This window comes from Streptomyces sp. NBC_01508 (genome assembly GCF_045040315.1).
GTDB lineage: Bacteria > Actinomycetota > Actinomycetes > Streptomycetales > Streptomycetaceae > Streptomyces.
Map to the genome: position 1 here is coordinate 2,198,850 of NZ_CP109419.1, position 16,952 is coordinate 2,215,801.

Annotated in this window: 14 protein-coding genes; 1 reads left to right on the forward strand and 13 read right to left on the reverse strand. The window is 72.0% G+C overall.

What is annotated here, in order from left to right; translation table 11 throughout:
• Positions 1-43: 43 nt before the first annotated feature.
• From OG700_RS09875 to OG700_RS09900, 6 genes are all read right to left on the reverse strand, one after another.
• Positions 44-3,142 carry an AAA family ATPase gene (locus OG700_RS09875; RefSeq protein ID WP_405611894.1) on the reverse strand — a complete coding sequence of 1,033 codons (3,099 nt, stop codon included), beginning with the start codon at positions 3,140-3,142 and terminating at the stop codon, positions 44-46.
• Between the two features lie 70 nt (positions 3,143-3,212).
• Positions 3,213-3,386, reverse strand: a complete 174-nt coding sequence (locus OG700_RS09880; RefSeq protein ID WP_405611896.1) for a hypothetical protein — start codon at positions 3,384-3,386, stop codon at positions 3,213-3,215.
• Between the two features lie 290 nt (positions 3,387-3,676).
• Entirely contained in the window at positions 3,677-4,339 is a 663-nt protein-coding gene (locus OG700_RS09885; protein WP_405611898.1) for a hypothetical protein, read from the reverse strand.
• Positions 4,340-4,385: 46 nt separating this feature from the next.
• Positions 4,386-4,946 (reverse strand): GNAT family N-acetyltransferase, encoded by a 561-nt coding sequence (locus tag OG700_RS09890; protein WP_405611900.1) that lies wholly within the window; start codon positions 4,944-4,946, stop codon positions 4,386-4,388.
• Between the two features lie 23 nt (positions 4,947-4,969).
• Complete coding sequence (locus tag OG700_RS09895) at positions 4,970-7,285, reverse strand: MMPL family transporter (protein ID WP_405611902.1); 2,316 nt, start codon at positions 7,283-7,285, stop codon at positions 4,970-4,972.
• Positions 7,286-7,414: 129 nt separating this feature from the next.
• Positions 7,415-9,544, reverse strand: coding sequence for a phosphocholine-specific phospholipase C (locus OG700_RS09900; RefSeq protein WP_405611904.1), 2,130 nt, complete (start codon positions 9,542-9,544; stop codon positions 7,415-7,417).
• A 292-nt stretch (positions 9,545-9,836) separates the two neighbouring features.
• Here OG700_RS09900 and OG700_RS09905 point away from each other — a divergent pair, with 292 nt between their 5' ends.
• The gene (locus OG700_RS09905) at positions 9,837-10,454 is read left to right on the forward strand and encodes an NAD(P)-dependent oxidoreductase (RefSeq protein ID WP_405611906.1); all 618 of its coding nucleotides are present in this window, start codon (positions 9,837-9,839) and stop codon (positions 10,452-10,454) included.
• 50 nt (positions 10,455-10,504) lie between these two features.
• On the opposite strand, the gene OG700_RS09910 is transcribed toward OG700_RS09905, so the two are convergent.
• The 7 genes from OG700_RS09910 to gatA form a co-directional block, all read right to left on the reverse strand.
• Entirely contained in the window at positions 10,505-11,053 is a 549-nt protein-coding gene (locus tag OG700_RS09910; RefSeq protein ID WP_405611908.1) for a hypothetical protein, read from the reverse strand.
• Entirely contained in the window at positions 11,050-11,562 is a 513-nt protein-coding gene (locus tag OG700_RS09915; protein WP_405611910.1) for a tetratricopeptide repeat protein, read from the reverse strand. Before OG700_RS09915 ends, OG700_RS09910 begins: the two co-directional genes overlap by 4 nt.
• Positions 11,563-11,610: 48 nt before the next feature.
• Positions 11,611-12,075, reverse strand: coding sequence for a universal stress protein (locus tag OG700_RS09920; RefSeq protein ID WP_405611912.1), 465 nt, complete (start codon positions 12,073-12,075; stop codon positions 11,611-11,613).
• Positions 12,072-13,322, reverse strand: a complete 1,251-nt coding sequence (locus tag OG700_RS09925; RefSeq protein ID WP_405611914.1) for an SLC13 family permease — start codon at positions 13,320-13,322, stop codon at positions 12,072-12,074. The genes OG700_RS09920 and OG700_RS09925 overlap by 4 nt, the downstream gene beginning before the upstream one ends.
• A gap of 340 nt (positions 13,323-13,662) precedes the next feature.
• Positions 13,663-15,180: an Asp-tRNA(Asn)/Glu-tRNA(Gln) amidotransferase subunit GatB gene (gene gatB, locus OG700_RS09930; protein ID WP_405611916.1), complete on the reverse strand. Its 1,518-nt coding sequence runs from the start codon at positions 15,178-15,180 to the stop codon at positions 13,663-13,665.
• 25 nt (positions 15,181-15,205) lie between these two features.
• Positions 15,206-15,448, reverse strand: coding sequence for a hypothetical protein (locus tag OG700_RS09935; RefSeq protein ID WP_405611918.1), 243 nt, complete (start codon positions 15,446-15,448; stop codon positions 15,206-15,208).
• Positions 15,445-16,950 carry an Asp-tRNA(Asn)/Glu-tRNA(Gln) amidotransferase subunit GatA gene (gene gatA / locus OG700_RS09940; RefSeq protein WP_405611920.1) on the reverse strand — a complete coding sequence of 502 codons (1,506 nt, stop codon included), beginning with the start codon at positions 16,948-16,950 and terminating at the stop codon, positions 15,445-15,447. Before gatA ends, OG700_RS09935 begins: the two co-directional genes overlap by 4 nt.
• Positions 16,951-16,952: the final 2 nt, after the last annotated feature.

The following is a 16,952-nucleotide window of genomic DNA, read 5'->3' on the forward strand; positions in this document are numbered from 1 at the left end:
CCGGCGCTGGAGGACGGAGCGTGCCCGTCCGGCGAGCGGAGCCTTACGGACGTGTTGGTTCCAGGTCGTTGAAGAGGCGCAGGCGGTGGGTCATCGCCGCCGCCTCCGTGCGGCCCGAGACGCCGAGCTTGGCCAGGATGTTGGAGACGTGCACGCTCGCCGTCTTGGGTGAGATGTACAGCTCCTCGGCGATCTGGCGATTGCTGAAACCCTCGGCGACGCGGCGCAGGACGTCCTGTTCACGCGGGGTCAGGCCCAGTGAGCTGACAGCGTCGGCCTGCGGGGCGGGGGCAGGGGCGAGCCGTGGGGTGGTGGAGAGGCTGATCCGCGCCCGGCCGGCGAGGAGTTCCGTCTCCTCCATCAGGAGCCGCGCGCCGAGCCGCTTCGCCGCGGTGTGGGCCTCGACCAGGAGTGCGGCGGCCTGTTCCCGGTCGGCGGGCGCGGCGAGGAGGTCCGCCGCCCAGCGGTGGCGGGCGCCGGCGAGTTCGTACGGCCGTGCCAGCGCGTCGAAGGCGGCCACCGCGCGGGCCCACAGCTTGGGGGCGACGACGCCGTCGGCGCGGGCGAGTTCGGCTTCGAGCAGCAGGGAGTACGCGTGCCAGATCGGGACGACGGCGGGCAGTCGCTTGGCGTGGTCGCGGACGGTCGCCAGGATCGACTCCCGGCCCGCATCGGCCTCCGGCAGGCCGCGGGCGTCCGCCTCCATCGCGGCGGCCGAGCAGAGCAGCGGCAGCGCGTACCGCTGCATGCCCGGCGGGAAGCCCTGCGCCGCGACCTGTTCGAACTCGGCGCGGGCCTCGGCGAGCCGGCCCTGCCGGGCGGCGCTGACCATCGCCAGCCTGGCGGGCGCGATCACGTCCTGCGGCTGTGGGTCGTGCGGGCCGAAGGCCGCGCGGGCCAGCGTCACTTGGCTCTCGGCCTCCGCCGCGTCGCCGCGCCCGAGGGCGAGCGTCGCGCGTCGTACGGCCACCAGGGCGCGCGCCTTGGGGGCGAGCGCGATCTGGGCCGCTTCGTCGACGGCCGTCCGGGACTCGTTCCACCTTCCGAGCGAGAAGAGCGATTCGCTCAGGTTGACCCGGATCCAGGCTTCCGTGTCGGACAGACCGTGCTGATGGCAGAGGGTGATGCCGAATTCGGCGGCGGCGACCGCGTCCTCGGCGCGGCCCATGCTCTCCAGTGTGGACGGCAGGTTGATGCTGATGCGGCTCAGGATGCCGAGCGTGACCAGATTGCCGAGTTCGAAGACGCGGTCCCGTACCGCGTACATCTCGGAGAGTCCCTCCTCGATGGATCCCGACTCGGTGGTGAGCCAGCCGCGGGTGAGTCTGGCGTTCAGCTCGATGTTCTCCGCGCCGACGAGGCGCGCGTACTCCACGGCGCGGTCGGCGGCGGCCAGGCTGTTGGGTCCAGGACGGTGCAGGGCGCCCCAGCTCGCGACGTCGGAGAGCACCGAGGCGTGCACGGCGGAGGGTGGCAGACCGCGCACCAGGTCCTGGGCGGTGGCCAGTTCCTCCCAGCCGTCGCCGCGTGTCAGTTGCTGCACCAGCCGTGAGCGCTGGGTCCAGAACCAGGCGGCGCGCAGCGGATCTTCGACGGTCTCCAGCACCCGCATGGCCTTCTTGGACAGCGCCAGGGCCCGCTCGCGTTCGCCGCCGAAGCGGGCCGCGACGGTCGCCTCGGCCAGCAGGTCGAGATAGCGCAGCGGGGCGCTCTCGCCTTCGGCGAGGGGCGGGTACGCCTCGATGTCGTCCGGGGGTCTGAGGCACGCCCGTACGTCGTCGGGCGCGGCGTCCCACAGCTCCATGGCGCGCTCCAGCAGCCGCAGTTGCTCGGCGTGGGCGTAGCGCCGGCGGGCCTCGACGGAGGCGAGCAGGACGACGGGCAGGGCTTTCGCCGCGTCGTGCGCGTGGTACCAGTAGCCGGCGAGACGGGTGGTGCGCTCGTCGCCCCGTACGAGGGTGGGGTCGGCCTCCAGGGCTTCGGCGAGGCGGCGGTTGAGCCGGGAGCGTTCGCCGGGAAGCAGGTCGTCGCCGATGGCCTCGCGCACGAGCGAGTGTCTGAAGCGGTAGCCGTCGCCGTCCGCCGTGGTGAGGAGGATGTTCGCGCCGACGGCGGCCCGCAGCGCCTCGATCAGATCGTCCTCGGAGAGCTGCGCGACGGCCAGCAGCAGGGGGAACTGGACGGTGGCGCCGCCCTCGGCGACGATCCGGGCCACCCGCTGGGTGTTCTCGGGCAGCGTCTCGACACGGACGAGCAGCAGATCGCGCAGCGAGTCGGTGAGTCCGGAACGGCAGCCGGACTCGACGGCGACGGCCAGTTCTTCCACGAAGAACGCGTTGCCGTCGGAGCGGCCGAAGATCTCGTCGACGAGCTGCGGCTCCGGTTCGTCCCCGAAGATGCCGTGCAGTTGCCGCCGGACCTCGGCGCGGGAGAAGCGGGAGAGTTCGATCCTGCTGACCGTACGCAGCCGGTCCAGCTCCACGAGGAGCGGGCGCAGCGGGTGCCGGCGGTGGATGTCGTCGGCGCGGTAGGTGGCGATGACCAGGAGCCGGCCGCGGCGCAGCGTACGGAACAGGTAGGCGAGCAGATGGCGGGTGGAGGCGTCCGCCCAGTGCAGGTCCTCCAGGATGAGGACGACCGTACGGTCGGCGGCGACACGCTCCAGCAGCCGGACGGTGAGTTCGAAGAGGCTGGCCGTGCCGTGCTCGCCCAGGGCGTCGCTCACCGAGGGACCCAACTCGGGCAGGATCCTCGCCAGTTCCCCTTCCTGGCCCTCGGCTGCCGCGGCGATCTCCTCGGGCAGCAGCCGCCGCAGACCGCGCAGGGCCGCGGAGAAGGGCGCGAAGGGCAGTCCGTCGCCGCCGATCTCGACGCAGCCGCCGACCGCGACGAAGGCGTTGTCGCCGCAGGCCACCGAGGTCAGCTCTTCGATGAGCCTGGTCTTGCCGACCCCCGCCTCACCGCCGACGAGCAGCGCCTGCGGCTCGCCCGCGGCGGCACGGGCGAGGGCGTCGGTGAGCACGGCCAGCTCGCCGTCGCGACCGACGAACACGGGACTGACTGACTTGGTCTCCACAGTGACGAGCATCGCACAGGGGTATGACAGCGCGGCACTCGATATCGCGGTCGCCGTATGTGCCATCGGCACATACGGCGACCGCGGATCCGGCGTCGTACGGAGGTCGGGGCGGGCGGCCATCGCCGTACGCCCGTCAGGCCGCGCTGACGTACCGGTCGCGGTGCGATCCCACCTGCCCAGCGGCGTCGTTCCCGGCGTTGCGCGCGGCCTCCTTGCGGGCCTTGCGGACCTGGCGGACCAGCCGCCGGTTGTCGGCCTCGCGCATCAGCTCGGCCGCCCGCAGCTGGTGCATCTCGTAATCGAACATCTCGACTCCCCTGTCACGAAGTGGTTCGGCGTCCTGCCGATGCCTCAACACTCGTCTCCCAGGGGGTACGCCCGCATCGGGCGAGTGCCGCATCTTCGCGGCGCGGACGCCTTAGGCGCCCCTGTGGGGGCGGCGCGGCGGCCTAAGGCCCCAGGCCCTGTCGTCGAAGTCCCCGCCCGATACGCCGAGCGCCGGACGGGCATCAGCCCGTCCGGCGCTTGAGGACAGTGCGGTGGCCCGGCCGGCGATCGGGGAGAGACCGATCACCGGGCGGACCCGGCCGAGCCGCGTCAGCCGACGGCCGGCGGGGTGGGGGCCGGGGGCGGCGGCTCCGGCAGGGACACGAAGAGGTCGAAGTACATGCCGACGGAGATCAGCAGGGCGAGCGCGCCGAGGGCGACACCGGCCACGGCGAACGGACGCACCCAGCTGTTGCGCTGCGGCAGACCGAGCGCCGCCAGGCCGGCGATGAGCGCCAGCACGGCGAAGACGCCGTTGGTCAGCGCGATGGCGTGCCAGGCGTCGCCGAAGCCCTCGGAGATCTGCTGTTCCGTCGTGCCGGTCTGACCGAGGTTGATCTGGCCCTGGAGCGTCTCGCGCTCGGAGAGCACCTTGCCGGACCAGGTGCCGATGAGCGCGACGAGCGAGAGCAGCACGGAGATGAGCGCCGTGGACGCCGCGGCGAGCCCGCTGGAGGGCGGCGGGGTGTAGCCGTCCAGGTCGTCGTCCAGCAGGTCGCCGTCGTCCCCGTCGTCCGCTGCGTTGTCGGCGCCGTCGGCGCGGTGGGCGCGGTGGGCGCCATGGGCGTCGCCCGTCTCAGGGCTCTCCCCCGATTCCTTGGCCAGGATCGGGCCCGGCGCGTCGTGCTTCTCGGCAGCAGCCGGAACGGCGCGCTCCGCCTCGTTGTCGCCGCTTTCGTCAGCGGGCTGTTCTGGCTTGGTCGTGGGGTTCATGCGCCGCACGGTAGGCGGCCCGTATGAGAGATCCATGAGAGTTTCCTCAAGGCGTGTGCCGCCGCAGCTCACGCCACTCGGGAGCCAGTACGGCCCAGACCTCCAGGTCCTGCCGGACCCCGTGGTGGAGGTTGCTCTCGCGCAGCACCCCGTCGCGGCGCAGGCCGAGCCGTTCGGCGACCTTGACACTCGCGAGGTTGGCCGACGACGCCACCCACTCCACCCGGTGGATGCCGCGCCGGTCCACCGCCCAGTCGATGAGCACCCGTATCGCGCGGCTCACCAGACCGCGCCCCGTCACCGCCGGTTCGAGCCAGCAGCCGACCTCGCACTTACCACCGGGCGCGTCGAAGATCCGGTAGAGCACTCCGCCGACGAGGGTGTCGTCGAGCCAGATCCCGTAGATCCGTCCGGCGTCGGCGGCCTGCTTCTGGGCGTACGTGGTGAGGAACGACCGCGCCGACGCGAGGTCGCTGACGGCGTCGGCGAGCCCGACGTGTTCGGTGACCAGCTCCCTCGCGCGGTCCATGTGCGCGAGGAACTCCTCGGCCTGCCACGGCTCCAGCGGTCTCAGTTCCGCCTGGTCACCCAGTGATATCGCGAACATCGCACTCCTTCGGTCCGGTCGGCTCAGCTACGGCCCGCACGCCGCGGTACGTGCTCCGCACGTTCCGCGTGCTCCACATGCTCGTCGCGCTTGTCACACGCGTCGCGCTCGTCACGCCGTGCAGGGATCTTCCCAGACGCCCCGTGGCGAGCGGCGGGCGCCTCGATGCTGATCCGCGGCAGCCAGCGGTCCAGCGACCGCGGCAGCCACCAGTTGGCGCCACCCAGCAGGTGCATCAGGGCGGGCACGAGGAGCGTACGGAGCACGAAGGCGTCCAGTGCGACCGCGGCGGCCAGCCCGATGCCGAACATCGCGATGACACGGTCCCCGCTGAGGACGAACGCGAGAAAGACCGAAATCATGATCACGGCGGCCGAGTTGATGACACGGCCGGTCTCGGCGAGGCCGACCCGCACGGCCCGTCGGTTGTCGCCGGTCTCCAGCCACTCCTCGTACATCCGGCTCACCAGGAAGACCTGGTAGTCCATGGAGAGCCCGAAGAGGACCGAGACCATGATCACGGGCAGGAACGGCTCGATCGGGCCCGCGCTGCCGAGGCCGAGGAGTTCGCTCCCCCACCCCCACTGGAAGATCGCGACGACGATCCCGAAGGACGAGGCGACGGCGGCCACGTTCATCACCGCCGCCTTCAGCGGGATGCCGACGGAGCGGAAGGCGAGCAGGAGCAGCAGACAGCCGAGGGCGATGACGACGCCGACGAAGAGCGGCAGTTTGCCGATGACGACGTCGGCGAAGTCGTCATAGCTCGCGGTGACACCGCCGACCGACACGTCCAGGGAGGTGCCGTCCTGGGCGCGGGGCAGCACATCGGTACGGAGGCGGTCGACAAGGTCGCTGGTCTGCTGCGACTGCGGCGCCGATGTGGGGACGACGGTGAGCAGGGCCGTGTCGCCGCTGCCGCTGAAGACGATCGGCCCGACGGAGGCGACGCCCTGCGACTCGCGCAACGTGTCCGGCAGTTGGTCCATCGCGAGCCGGTCGTCGGCGCCGTCCAGTTCGGCGACGAGGGTCAGCGGGCCGTTGACGCCGGGGCCGAAGCCCTCGGCCAGCCGGTCGTACGCCTGCCGGGTGGTGCTGGAGGCCGCGTTGTTGCCCTGGTCGGCGGTGCCCAGATGGAGCGAGAACGTGGGCAGGGCGAGCACCAGCATCACGACCACGGCGGCGACGCCGAGCAGCCGGGGGTGGCGTTCGACGAAGGCGGACCAGCGGGCGGCGAAGCCGGTGGGCAGTTCGGGCCGCGGACCGTGTTCGGCGAGCCGGGCCCGCTCGCGGCGGCTCAGCGCGTGTGCGCCGGTGTACGACAGCAGGGCCGGCAGCAGGGTCACGGAAGCGGCGACCGTCAGCGCGACGGTGAGCGAGGCGGCGATGGCGACACCGTTGAGGAAGCTCAGCCGCAGCACCAGCATGCCGAGCAGCGCGATGCAGACGGTGGCCCCGGCGAAGACGACGGCGCGCCCCGTGGTGACGACGGCCTCGGTGGCGGCCTCGGTGACCGTGAGGCCCTGTTTGAGGCCCTTGCGGTGTCTGGTCACGATGAACAGCGCGTAGTCGATGCCGACGCCGAGCCCGACGAGCAGACCGAGCATGGGCGCGAAGTCGGCCACGGTCATGACGTGACCGAGGAGCGCGATGCCCGCGTACGCCGTCCCGACGGACACCAGCGCGCTGGCGATGGGCAACAGGCTCGCGGCGAGCGACCCGAAGGCGAGGAAGAGGACCACGGCGGCGATGGCGACGCCCACGACCTCCGCCAAGTGCGCCGTGGTGCCTTCGGTGAGGGCGACGGCGCTGCCGCCGAGCTCCACCTGGAGATCGTCGGTGGCCGCCTTCTTCGCCGTGTCCACGACGGCCTGGGCCTGGGCGGCGGGGATGTTGTCGACCTGCTGCTCGAAGGTGACGACGGCGTACGCGGTGCGGCCGTCCTCGCTGATCTGGCGGGCGCCCTCGCCGTCGTCGGGGCCGGGTGGGTCCGGGGCCGTCCCGCCGCCGGTGAGGGCGTAGGGGCTCATCACGCCGGCCACGCCGGGCAGCTTGGCGATCTCACCGAGCGTGACGCCCATGCGCAGTTCGACGTCCTGCGCGCGGACGGATCCGCGTTCGGTGTGCCAGACGACGGTGTCGCTGTCGCCGCCGCGGCCGGGGAAGCCGCTCTCCAGGAGTTCGACGGCGTGGCCGGACTCGGTGCCGGGTGCCTCGTAGTCGTTGGAGTACGAGGTCCCGGCGACGACGGCGCCGGCTCCGGTGGAGCCGAGGGCGAGCAGCCACAGGAGTACGACCAGGAGCCGGTGCCTGACGCACCACCGCGCGACTGCTGCCAACGGTCTGCTCCCCCTGTGTGGTTCGGAGAGCCCAACTCTGACATCGAATCGTGATCGTTTGCCCGTTTGGTGGGGTTCCTCACACAGTGTTGACCTGGCGTTCGATCAAAGGGAGGTGCGAATTCCGGTTCAGCCGGAGACGCTCGGCTTCCCGTTCTCGATGTGGCCCATCAGCCGTCGCCGGAAGCCCCGGCCCGCCGTCACCTCGATGTCGTACCACCCGTGCGCGTCGGCGGCCGAGTGCACGACGCCGCGGCGGCGCCCCGGCTTGACGGTGAACTCGCGCTTCCAGTCGCCGAGATCGGCCTCGTCGGCGTAGCCGAGCGAGCGCACCGTGAAGGTGACGGGCAGATCACCCTCATTACGGAGAGTGAGATGCAGATCGCGGTCGTGATGGTCGACGGACGAGGTGACCTCGGCGCCGCCGCCCGCGACGGGGCCGGCGAACTCGCGGCGGAAGCCGTTGGGGCCGGTGACCGTGAAGCGGTAGGCGTCGCCGGTAAGGGGCACGCTCCACTGCGCCGCGCCCCTTACGTCCCGGTGCTGCGGGACGTCGAACTCGCCGGCGTACGGATAGAGCGCGAAGTGCGCGCTCGCCCGCCCCGTGTTGCGCAGTTCGAGCCGAAGGGCGCGCCCCCCGGCGCGGCCCGCCACGAGGCGGCCGTAGGCGTCCGGCTGGTATGGCAGCGGGCGGGCCGGCCGCGTACCGGGCTCCTGCTCCGGCATCCGCTGCACGGTCGGCGGCACCGGCCGCCAGCGCCCCGTGAACGGCGGGACGGGCCCCGGCCGCTCGACGTCCGGGCGTGGCCGGCCCCGTCCGAAGTCGAAGGCGGACGTCAGATCGCCGGTGACGGTGCGCCGCCACGGTGTGATGTTGGGCTCCCGCACGCCGGTCCACGTCTCCAGGAAGCGGACGACCGACGTGTGGTCGAAGACCTGGGAGCAGACGTAGCCGCCGACGGTCCAGGGCGAGACGACGAGCAGCGGCACGCGGATGCCGAGCCCCGTGGGGCGGCCCTCCCACCGCTCGTCGGGGTCGTCCACGGGCGACACGGGCGGCGGGACGTGGTCGAAGAAACCGTCGTTCTCGTCGTAGTTGATCAGTACGACCGTGTGCCGCCAGACCTCCGGGTGCGCGCCGAGCGCGTCGAGCACCTGGTGGACGAGGCCGGCGCTGGCGACCGGCGAGGACGCGCCGGGGTGCTCGGAGTCGACCGCCGACGGCACCAGGTACGACACCTCGGGCAGCCGCCCGGCGGCCACGTCGGCGCGGAACGCCGCGGCGAGGGTGCCGGACTCGACGCGCCGCAACCCGCGCTCGAAGAGCGACCGTTCGGGCCCGGAGAGGGTGGCGACGCCCTCGTCGAGCGCGTCGAGGAGCCGCGCCCGTGCGGCGGGGTCGTCCGTCTCGCGCACCGCGGCGTAGAAGGCCTCCATGTAGGTGAAGTCGCCGCCGCCTTCGAGAGAGCGCGCCGTGGCGAGCGCCTTGTGCGCGATCTTCTTGAAGGAGGTGAAGAACTCGATGTTGTTGTCGGTGAAGTTCTCCCACTCCGTGTACGTCTTCCAGCTCCGCCCGGCCTTCTCCAGCCGCTCGGCGTATGTCGGCCACGCGTAGCCGGGATGGGTGCCCTCGGCGTACGCGTCGTTCCCCACGGCACGCCGCCCGTCGGCCTCGTGGCCGGTCCAGCCGCTCCACAGGTGGTTGCGGTTGGGGCTGGTGGAGGTGTGGACGGACGAGTGGTAGGCGTCGCAGACGGTGAAGGTGTCGGCCAGCTCGTAGTGCAGCGGGATGTCGGCGCGGTCGTAGTACGCCATGGTGGCGGCGGTCTTGGCGGAGACCCAGCCGTCCATCCAGCCGTTGTTCCACGCCTTGGCGCCGCCGTTCCAGGAGTGGTCGAGGTCGCCTATGTACTGAAGGTCCTTCAGCTGCGCCTCGGCGGCCTCGCGGACGGGGAAGGGCAGGACCGGGCCGCCGCCGAGGGTGCCGGGCTGCTCGAACACGGGGCGGCCGGTGGGCAGTTCGACGGCGTTGCGGTCGCCGAAGCCGCGTACGCCGCGCAGCGTGCCGAAGTAGTGGTCGAACGACCGGTTCTCCTGCATCAGCACCACGACGTGCCGGACGGCGTCCAGTCCCCCGGCCGGTGGCTCGGCGGCGATGGCGGCCCGCAGGGACGGCGGCAGTACGGAGCCCGCCGCGGCGGCGCCGACGGCGCCACCGCCGAGCGCGAAGAGCCGTCGCCGTGAAATGTCCCGTGACATGTCCGTGGCCAAAAGATCCTCCCGAGTCAGGTGGTACGCCCGGAAGCTAGCCACCGCAGATGGCGACGGGAAGACCCCGGGGCGGCCCGGCGATGAACGTCCGGGAGTCGGCCCCGTCGGACGGGCCGGCCCCGGTCCGGGCGGATCCGTAGCGGTCGGACGCCGCGTGGCGCAAGCTGAGCGGGTCCGGGGACCGCGCCTCCCACGGAACCTCTCGCGGGCTCCGGCCTCGGGCGCGCCCGATGATGAGACCCATGCAGACGATCACGAAGACGACAGGGACAGCAAGCCCATGAATGTCACCGTGTTCGGCGCCACCGGGCGTACCGGACAAGCCTTCCTCACCGCCGCCGCACGCGCCGGGCACCGCACCACCGCGCAGGTGCGGGAGCCGGCGCGCCTCGGCGCCGCCCCCGTCGACCGGGTGGTGACCGGCAGCCCGTTCGACGAGAGCTCCGTGGCCGACGCCCTCACCGGCGCCGACGCCGCGGTGATCGCCTTCGGCCTGAAGGGCAACCGGACGACGCCGCTGTACTCACGCGGCACCGAACTGATCGTGGACGCGATGCGGGAGCCGGCCGTACGGCGGCTGATCGTCATCTCGGAGGCCGGGTACGGCCCGCACGTACGCGGCCTCTCGGGCCGTACCGTCGCCGCCCTCTACCGCGCGACGGCCCGCCCCCTCCTGCGCGAACGGGAGGCGCAGGACGCGGTGATCCTCACCAGTGGCCTCGACTGGACCGTCGTACGGTCCGGGGTGCTGCGCCACGGCCCCGCACGCGGCACCCGCCCCCGCTCCTTCACGCCGCACCGGGGCCTCGCGCCCCGCACGACCTACGCGGACCTCGCCGACCTCGTCCTCGGGGCGCTGGACGACCCCACGACGTACGGCCGGGACCTGTACCCGTAACCGCTCGGCCAGCCCGTTCAACGGGCGCTCAGCGGGCGCTCGGTGGCCTTTCAGTGGCCGATCGGCGGGGTGACGCAGCCGGTCTCCATGAACCGGCCGCTCGCCCGCACCGCGCCGCCGTTGTCGTGCGCGTAGCCGGTGACGCACGCGTCCGCGCCGACCGTGAGGCCGATGAGCGCGCCGGGCGGAGTGACGTTCCCGTCGTCCTTCCAACGCGCGTACATCGGCTGCACCTCAAGGTCGTCCGGCCGGTAACCGAGCTTGAGCAGTTCCTCGCGGACGGTCGCCGGCTCGATGTCCCCGGCGCGCGTCAGACGCTCCACGACGGGCGTCATCCGCTCGGCCTGCGCCAGGGCCGCCTTCTCGCCTGCCGGGGACATCTCGCCGGGGCGGCGATAGGCGGTGTTGTCACGGGGTGCGCCGTCGACCACGCCCGGTTCCACGTACGGCGTCTGTACGGAGGCACTGACCGAAGGGGACGACAGCAGCGGGGCCGGGGGCGCCGCACCGTCCGGACCGGGGGTGGCGTGCTGCTGACAACCCGTCAGCAGCAGGGCACCGAGCAGCACACCCCACAGCGGTGCGCCGCGTACGCTCATGGCTGCTGTCCCACCACCTCGCGCAGGTCCTTGGCGTAGTGGCTGATGGCGTCCCGGTACGCCCGCACCTCGGGGTCCTCGCTGGTCGATGCCAGCAGTTCCAGCAGGAGCCGCATCGCCTCGTCGTGCCGCCCGGTGTTGAACAGCGCCATCGCGAGGAAGGTCCGCAGGGCACCGTCGTCGGGGAACTCCACCAGCCCGCCCCGCAGCGTCTCGACGGCCTTCTCGTAGCGGCCGAGGATCCGGAACGTGCTGCCGAGACCCACCAGCGCGCCGAGTCGGTCCTGTGGCGGGAGGTCCGGGCCGGCCAGCGCCGTTTCGTAGTAGGCGACGGCCTCCGCCTCCAGGCCGAGGGCGTCGTGGGTCCAGGCGGTCTGACAAGCGATCACGGCGTCGTCCGGATACCGGTCGGCGAGAGCCACCAGCCGCTCCCGGGCCTGTTCCGCTTCCCCACGTGTGCGCAGTTCGACGGCTTCGGCCAGAAGTTCGTCCTTGCTCGTTATGTTCATGCGGAAATTGTCGCACCGGGGCGCGGCGCCACCACTCGGTTCCGGTGCTCAGCTCTGGTGCGGCCACACCAGCAGGACGGGGCACGGCGCGTGATCGACCACGAAGCGGGACTCGGGGCCGAGGCTGTGCGGGCCCGGTCGGTCACGGTCTCCGTCCCGCGCGCAGATCAGCAGATCCACGTCGGCCGCCGCGCGGATGACCTCCTCCTGTGGACGGCCGTGCCGGTCGAGCAGTTCGCAGGGCCGGCCGAGCCGGTGCGCGGCCTCCTCAAGGAGGTCGGCGCCGGCCGCGCCGGACAGCGCCTCCAGACGGCTGCCGGGGTCCCGCTCGGGCCCGTGGCCACGGCCGAGGAGCCCCGCGTAGGCGCGGTGGGCCTCGGCGGCGATCCGGTCGTCGCCGACGTGCAGCAGTACGACGTGGTCGTCGGGCGCTCTCTCCCGTGCGGCGTCGACACAGGCGGGCCAGGTGGACGGGCTGATCCAGACGAGGGCGGTTGTCTTCACGTCACTCACAACTGGAGCGTGCCCCACAGGGCAACGGTCGAAGCGATCAGAGTCGCGGGCACGGTGAGCAACCCGAGCCGGGTGAACTGCCCCAGCGAGGGCGCCGAGTCGTGTTCGTGCAGGACACGGCGCCACAGAAGGGTGGCGAGGGAACCGACGTACGTGAGGTTGGGGCCCAGATTCACCCCGATGAGCGCGGCGAGTACGGGGCCGGGGCCCGCGGGCGCGACGACCGGCAGCAGGGCGAGGATCGCGGGCAGGTTGTTGATCAGGTTGGCCAGGAGGGCGGCGACGGCGGCGATCGCGAGCAGGGTGGTGAGGGATTCGCCGTTCGGCAGGATCCGCTCGATTCCGGTGTCCAGGCCGTTGTCGACGACCGCCTTCACGACGATGCCCAGGGCCAGCACGAAGAGGCAGAAGAGCGGGGACGCGGCACGGAAGAGGGCGGGGACCGTGGTGCGCCGGCGCCGCAGCGCGCGGGCGGCGAGCACGGCCGTACCGGCGAAGGCCGCCCAGAGCGGTTCGACACCGATCAGGGAGGTGACGGCGAACGCGACGAGGGTCAGGCCGAGGACGACGAGCGTGAAGGTCGGTGGTACGGCGCGCGGCGCGGCCTCCTTGGGAGGGTGCGCCGCGACGGCCAGGTCGGTCGCGAAGAAACGGCTCAGGACGACGTACTCGACGGCGATCGCCGCCAGCCACGGGAGCGCCATGAGCAGGGCGAACCGGGTGAAGCTCAGCCCGCTGGCGGTGAACGCGAGGAGGTTGGTGAGGTTGGAGACGGGCAGCAGGAGCGACGCGGAGTTCGCGAGGTGGGTGCAGGCGTAGACGTGCGGGCGGGGGTGGGCGCCGACGCGGCTCGCGGTCACGAACACGACGGGCGTCAGCAGGACGACGGTGGCGTCGAGACTGAGCACGGCGGTGGTGACGGCGGCGACGCCGAACACGCCACCGAGCAGACGGCGCGGGCGCCCGCCGCAGAGACGGGCGACAAGATCGCCGGCCGCGTCGAACAGACCGTCGTCGTCGCAGAGTTGAGCGAGTACGAGAATCGCCGCGAGGAATCCGACCACGGGCAGCAGCGTGTGTGTCTGCTCCCAGGCGTCGGCGGGTGAGACGGCGCCGATGGCGACGACGAGCCCGGCGGCCGGGAGGGCGGCGACAGCTTCGGGCAGGCCTCTCGGCCGCGCGACGGCGAAGGCGAGCACGCCGAGGAGCAACCCGGCGGACACGATCTCGGCGACGAGGCTGTTCACGGGCGGCGCCTGGGTGCTGGTGGGCGGACGAGGAGTTCACGCGGGCCGCGCACCACACGCGACGCCCGCCAAACCTACGGCCCGCGTGGGGATCCGCCCCGCGACACTCTCGCCCGATGCTGTGGCCCGGGGTCGTCGGCAGGGTCGCGCGGCTCGTGGCCGCGCCTGTCCTCAATCGCCGGACGGGCTGAACTCGCCGCCCGTCCGGGCGATTGAGGGCCAGGGCCTGTCGTGGAACACGCGACCGGGGCCGGGGCAGTGGCGCCGGGGGCCTGTGCGGTGGCACCGGGGCCGGGGCGGGGCCGGTCGAAGCTCTGCCCCGGCGCCACCCGCCCCCGTATCAGCCCTCCGCGCCCAGGCGTTCCAGGATCAGTTCGCGGACCCGTGCCGCGTCCGCCTGGCCGCGGGTGGCCTTCATGACCGCGCCCACCAGCGCGCCCGCCGCCGCGACCTTGCCCGCGCGGATCTTGTCCGCGATCGCCGGGTTCGCGGCGATCGCCTCGTCCACCGCCGTGCCCAGCGCGCCCTCGTCGGAGACGACCTTCAGGCCGCGCTTCTCGACGACGGTGTCCGGGTCGCCCTCGCCCGCGAGGACGCCTTCCAGCACCTGCCGGGCCAGCTTGTCGTTCAGGTCGCCCGCGGCCACCAGTGCCGCCACCCTGGCGACCTGCGCCGGGGTGATCGGGAGCGCCGCGAGGTCCGTGGACGTCTCGTTGGCGCTGCGCGCCAGCTCGCCCATCCACCACTTGCGTGCCTGGTCGGCCGGGGCACCGGCCTCGATCGTGGCGGTGATCAGGTCGACCGCGCCGGCGTTGAGCATCGACTGCATGTCGTGCTCCGAGACGCCCCACTCCTCGCGCAGCCGCTTACGGCGCAGCCGGGGCAACTCCGGCAGTCCGCCCCGCAGTTCCTCCACCCAGTCGCGCGGGGGCGCGATCGGGACGAGGTCGGGCTCGGGGAAGTACCGGTAGTCCTCCGCCTCCTCCTTCACACGGCCGGACGTCGTGGAACCGTCCTCCTCGTGGAAGTGGCGGGTCTCCTGGATGATCGTGCCGCCGCCGTTGAGCACCGCGGCGTGCCGCTGGATCTCGTAGCGCGCCGCCCGCTCCACGCTGCGCAGCGAGTTGACGTTCTTCGTCTCGGAGCGGGTGCCGAACTTCTCCCGGCCGTGCGGGCGCAGCGACAGGTTGACGTCGCAGCGCAACTGGCCCTGTTCCATCCGGGCCTCGGAGACGTTCAGCGCCTTGATCAGCTCGCGCAGCTCCGCGACGTACGCCTTCGCGACCTCCGGCGCACGCGCCCCGGCGCCCTCGATCGGCTTGGTGACGATCTCGATGAGGGGGATGCCGGCGCGGTTGTAGTCCAGCAGGGAGTGGGACGCGCCGTGGATACGGCCGGTGGCGCCGCCGACGTGCAGCGACTTGCCGGTGTCCTCCTCCATGTGGGCGCGCTCGATCTGCACCCGGAAGATCTCGCCGTCCTCCAGCTGGACGTCCAGATAGCCGTTGAAGGCGATCGGCTCGTCGTACTGCGAGGTCTGGAAGTTCTTCGGCATGTCCGGGTAGAAGTAGTTCTTCCGGGCGAACCGGCACCACTGAGCGATCTCGCAGTTCAGCGCGAGACCGATCTTGACGGCGGACTCGACGCCGATCGCGTTGACGACCGGGAGCGCCCCCGGCATGCCGAGACAGGTGGGACAGGTCTGCGAGTTGGGGTCGGCGCCCAGCTCGGTGGAGCAGCCGCAGAACATCTTCGTTCTGGTGCCGAGCTCGACATGGACCTCCAGGCCCATGACGGGGTCGTACGTCGCGAGAGCGTCCTCGTAGGGGACGAGCGACACGTGTTCAGTGACGGTCACGGTGAAACTTTCCCTCTCTGCGGGCTCAGCCCAGCAGGACGTCGTCGTCGCCCAGCCGCTTCAGCTCGCGGTAGAGCAGAGCGATGCCGGTGATGATGGCGGCGGCGGAGACGGCGGCGTCGATCAGCCGCAGCGTGTCGTGGTCCTCGCGGGCCGTCCTGGCCTGCTTGATGACGCTGACCGCTCCGAAAGCGGTCGTGCCGATCGACAGGTACATGCCGGACTTCGACTTCTTGAAGCCCTTGGCCTTCTTGGTCATTGAGCTCATAGCGACGGTGCCTCCTCCAACAGCGGGTGTCCCCAGCGTTCCACGAACGCCGCCTCGACCGCGGCGCCTACCCGGTAGAGCCGGTCGTCCTTCATCGCGGGGGCGATGATCTGCAGCCCGACCGGCAGACCGTCCTCCGGCGCCAGTCCGCAGGGCAGCGACATGGCGGCGTTTCCGGCCAGGTTGGTCGGGATGGTGCACAGATCGAAAAGGTACATCGCCATGGGGTCGTCGGCGCGTTCACCGATCGGGAAGGCGGTGGTGGGCGTGGTCGGCGAGACGATCACGTCGACCTGCTCGAAGGCCTTCTCGAAGTCCCTGACGATGAGGGTGCGGACCTTCTGCGCGGAGCCGTAGTACGCGTCGTAGTAGCCGGAGCTGAGCGCGTACGTACCGAGCATGATGCGCCGCTTGACCTCGTCGCCGAAGCCCGCCTCACGGGTGAGGGCGGTGACGTCCTCGGCGGAACGGGTGCCGTCGTCGCCGACCCGCAGGCCGTAGCGCATGGCGTCGAAGCGCGCGAGGTTGGAGGAGCACTCGGAGGGGGCGATCAGGTAGTACGCCGAGAGGCCGAGGTCGAAGGACGGGCAGTCCAGCTCGACCACTTCCGCGCCCAGCTCCTTGAGGAGGTCGACGGACTCGGCGAAGCGCCGCATGACGCCGGCCTGGTAGTGCTCGCCGGAGAACTGCCGCACGACGCCGACGCGCATACCGGCGACGGTGCCGTTGCGGGCGGCCTCGACCACCGGCGGGACGGGGGCGTCGATGGAGGTCGAGTCGAGCGGGTCGTGGCCGCCGATGACCTCGTGCAGGAGGGCCGCGTCCAGGACCGTACGGGCGCACGGTCCGCCCTGGTCGAGCGAGGACGAGAAGGCGACCATGCCGTAGCGGGAGACACCGCCGTAGGTGGGCTTGACGCCGACCGTGCCGGTGACGGACGCGGGCTGGCGGATGGAGCCGCCGGTGTCCGTACCGATGGCCAGCGGCGCCTCGTACGCCGCGAGGGAGGCCGACGAGCCGCCGCCGGAGCCACCGGGGATGCGGGTCAGGTCCCAGGGGTTGCCCGTGGGGCCGTACGCGCTGTTCTCCGTGGAGGACCCCATGGCGAACTCGTCCATGTTGGTCTTGCCGAGGATGACGACCCCGGCCTCCTTGAGACGCCGGGTGACCGTCGCGTCGTACGGCGGGATCCAGCCTTCGAGGATCTTGGAGCCGACGGTGGTCGGGATGCCCTCGGTGGTGAAGATGTCCTTGAGCGCGAGCGGGACGCCGGCCAGCGGGCCGAGCTTCTCGCCCCTGGCCTTCTTCTCGTCCACGGCGCGGGCCTGCGCGAGGGCGCCTTCGCGGTCGACGTGCAGGAAGGCGTGAACCTTCTCGTCGACGGCCTCGATGCGGGCGAGATGGGCCTCGGTGACCTCGACGGCCGTCAGCTCGCCGGAGGCGATCTTCTCGGCGATCTCGGCGGCGGTGAGCCGGATGATGTCGGTCTTGGTGTCCGTCATGG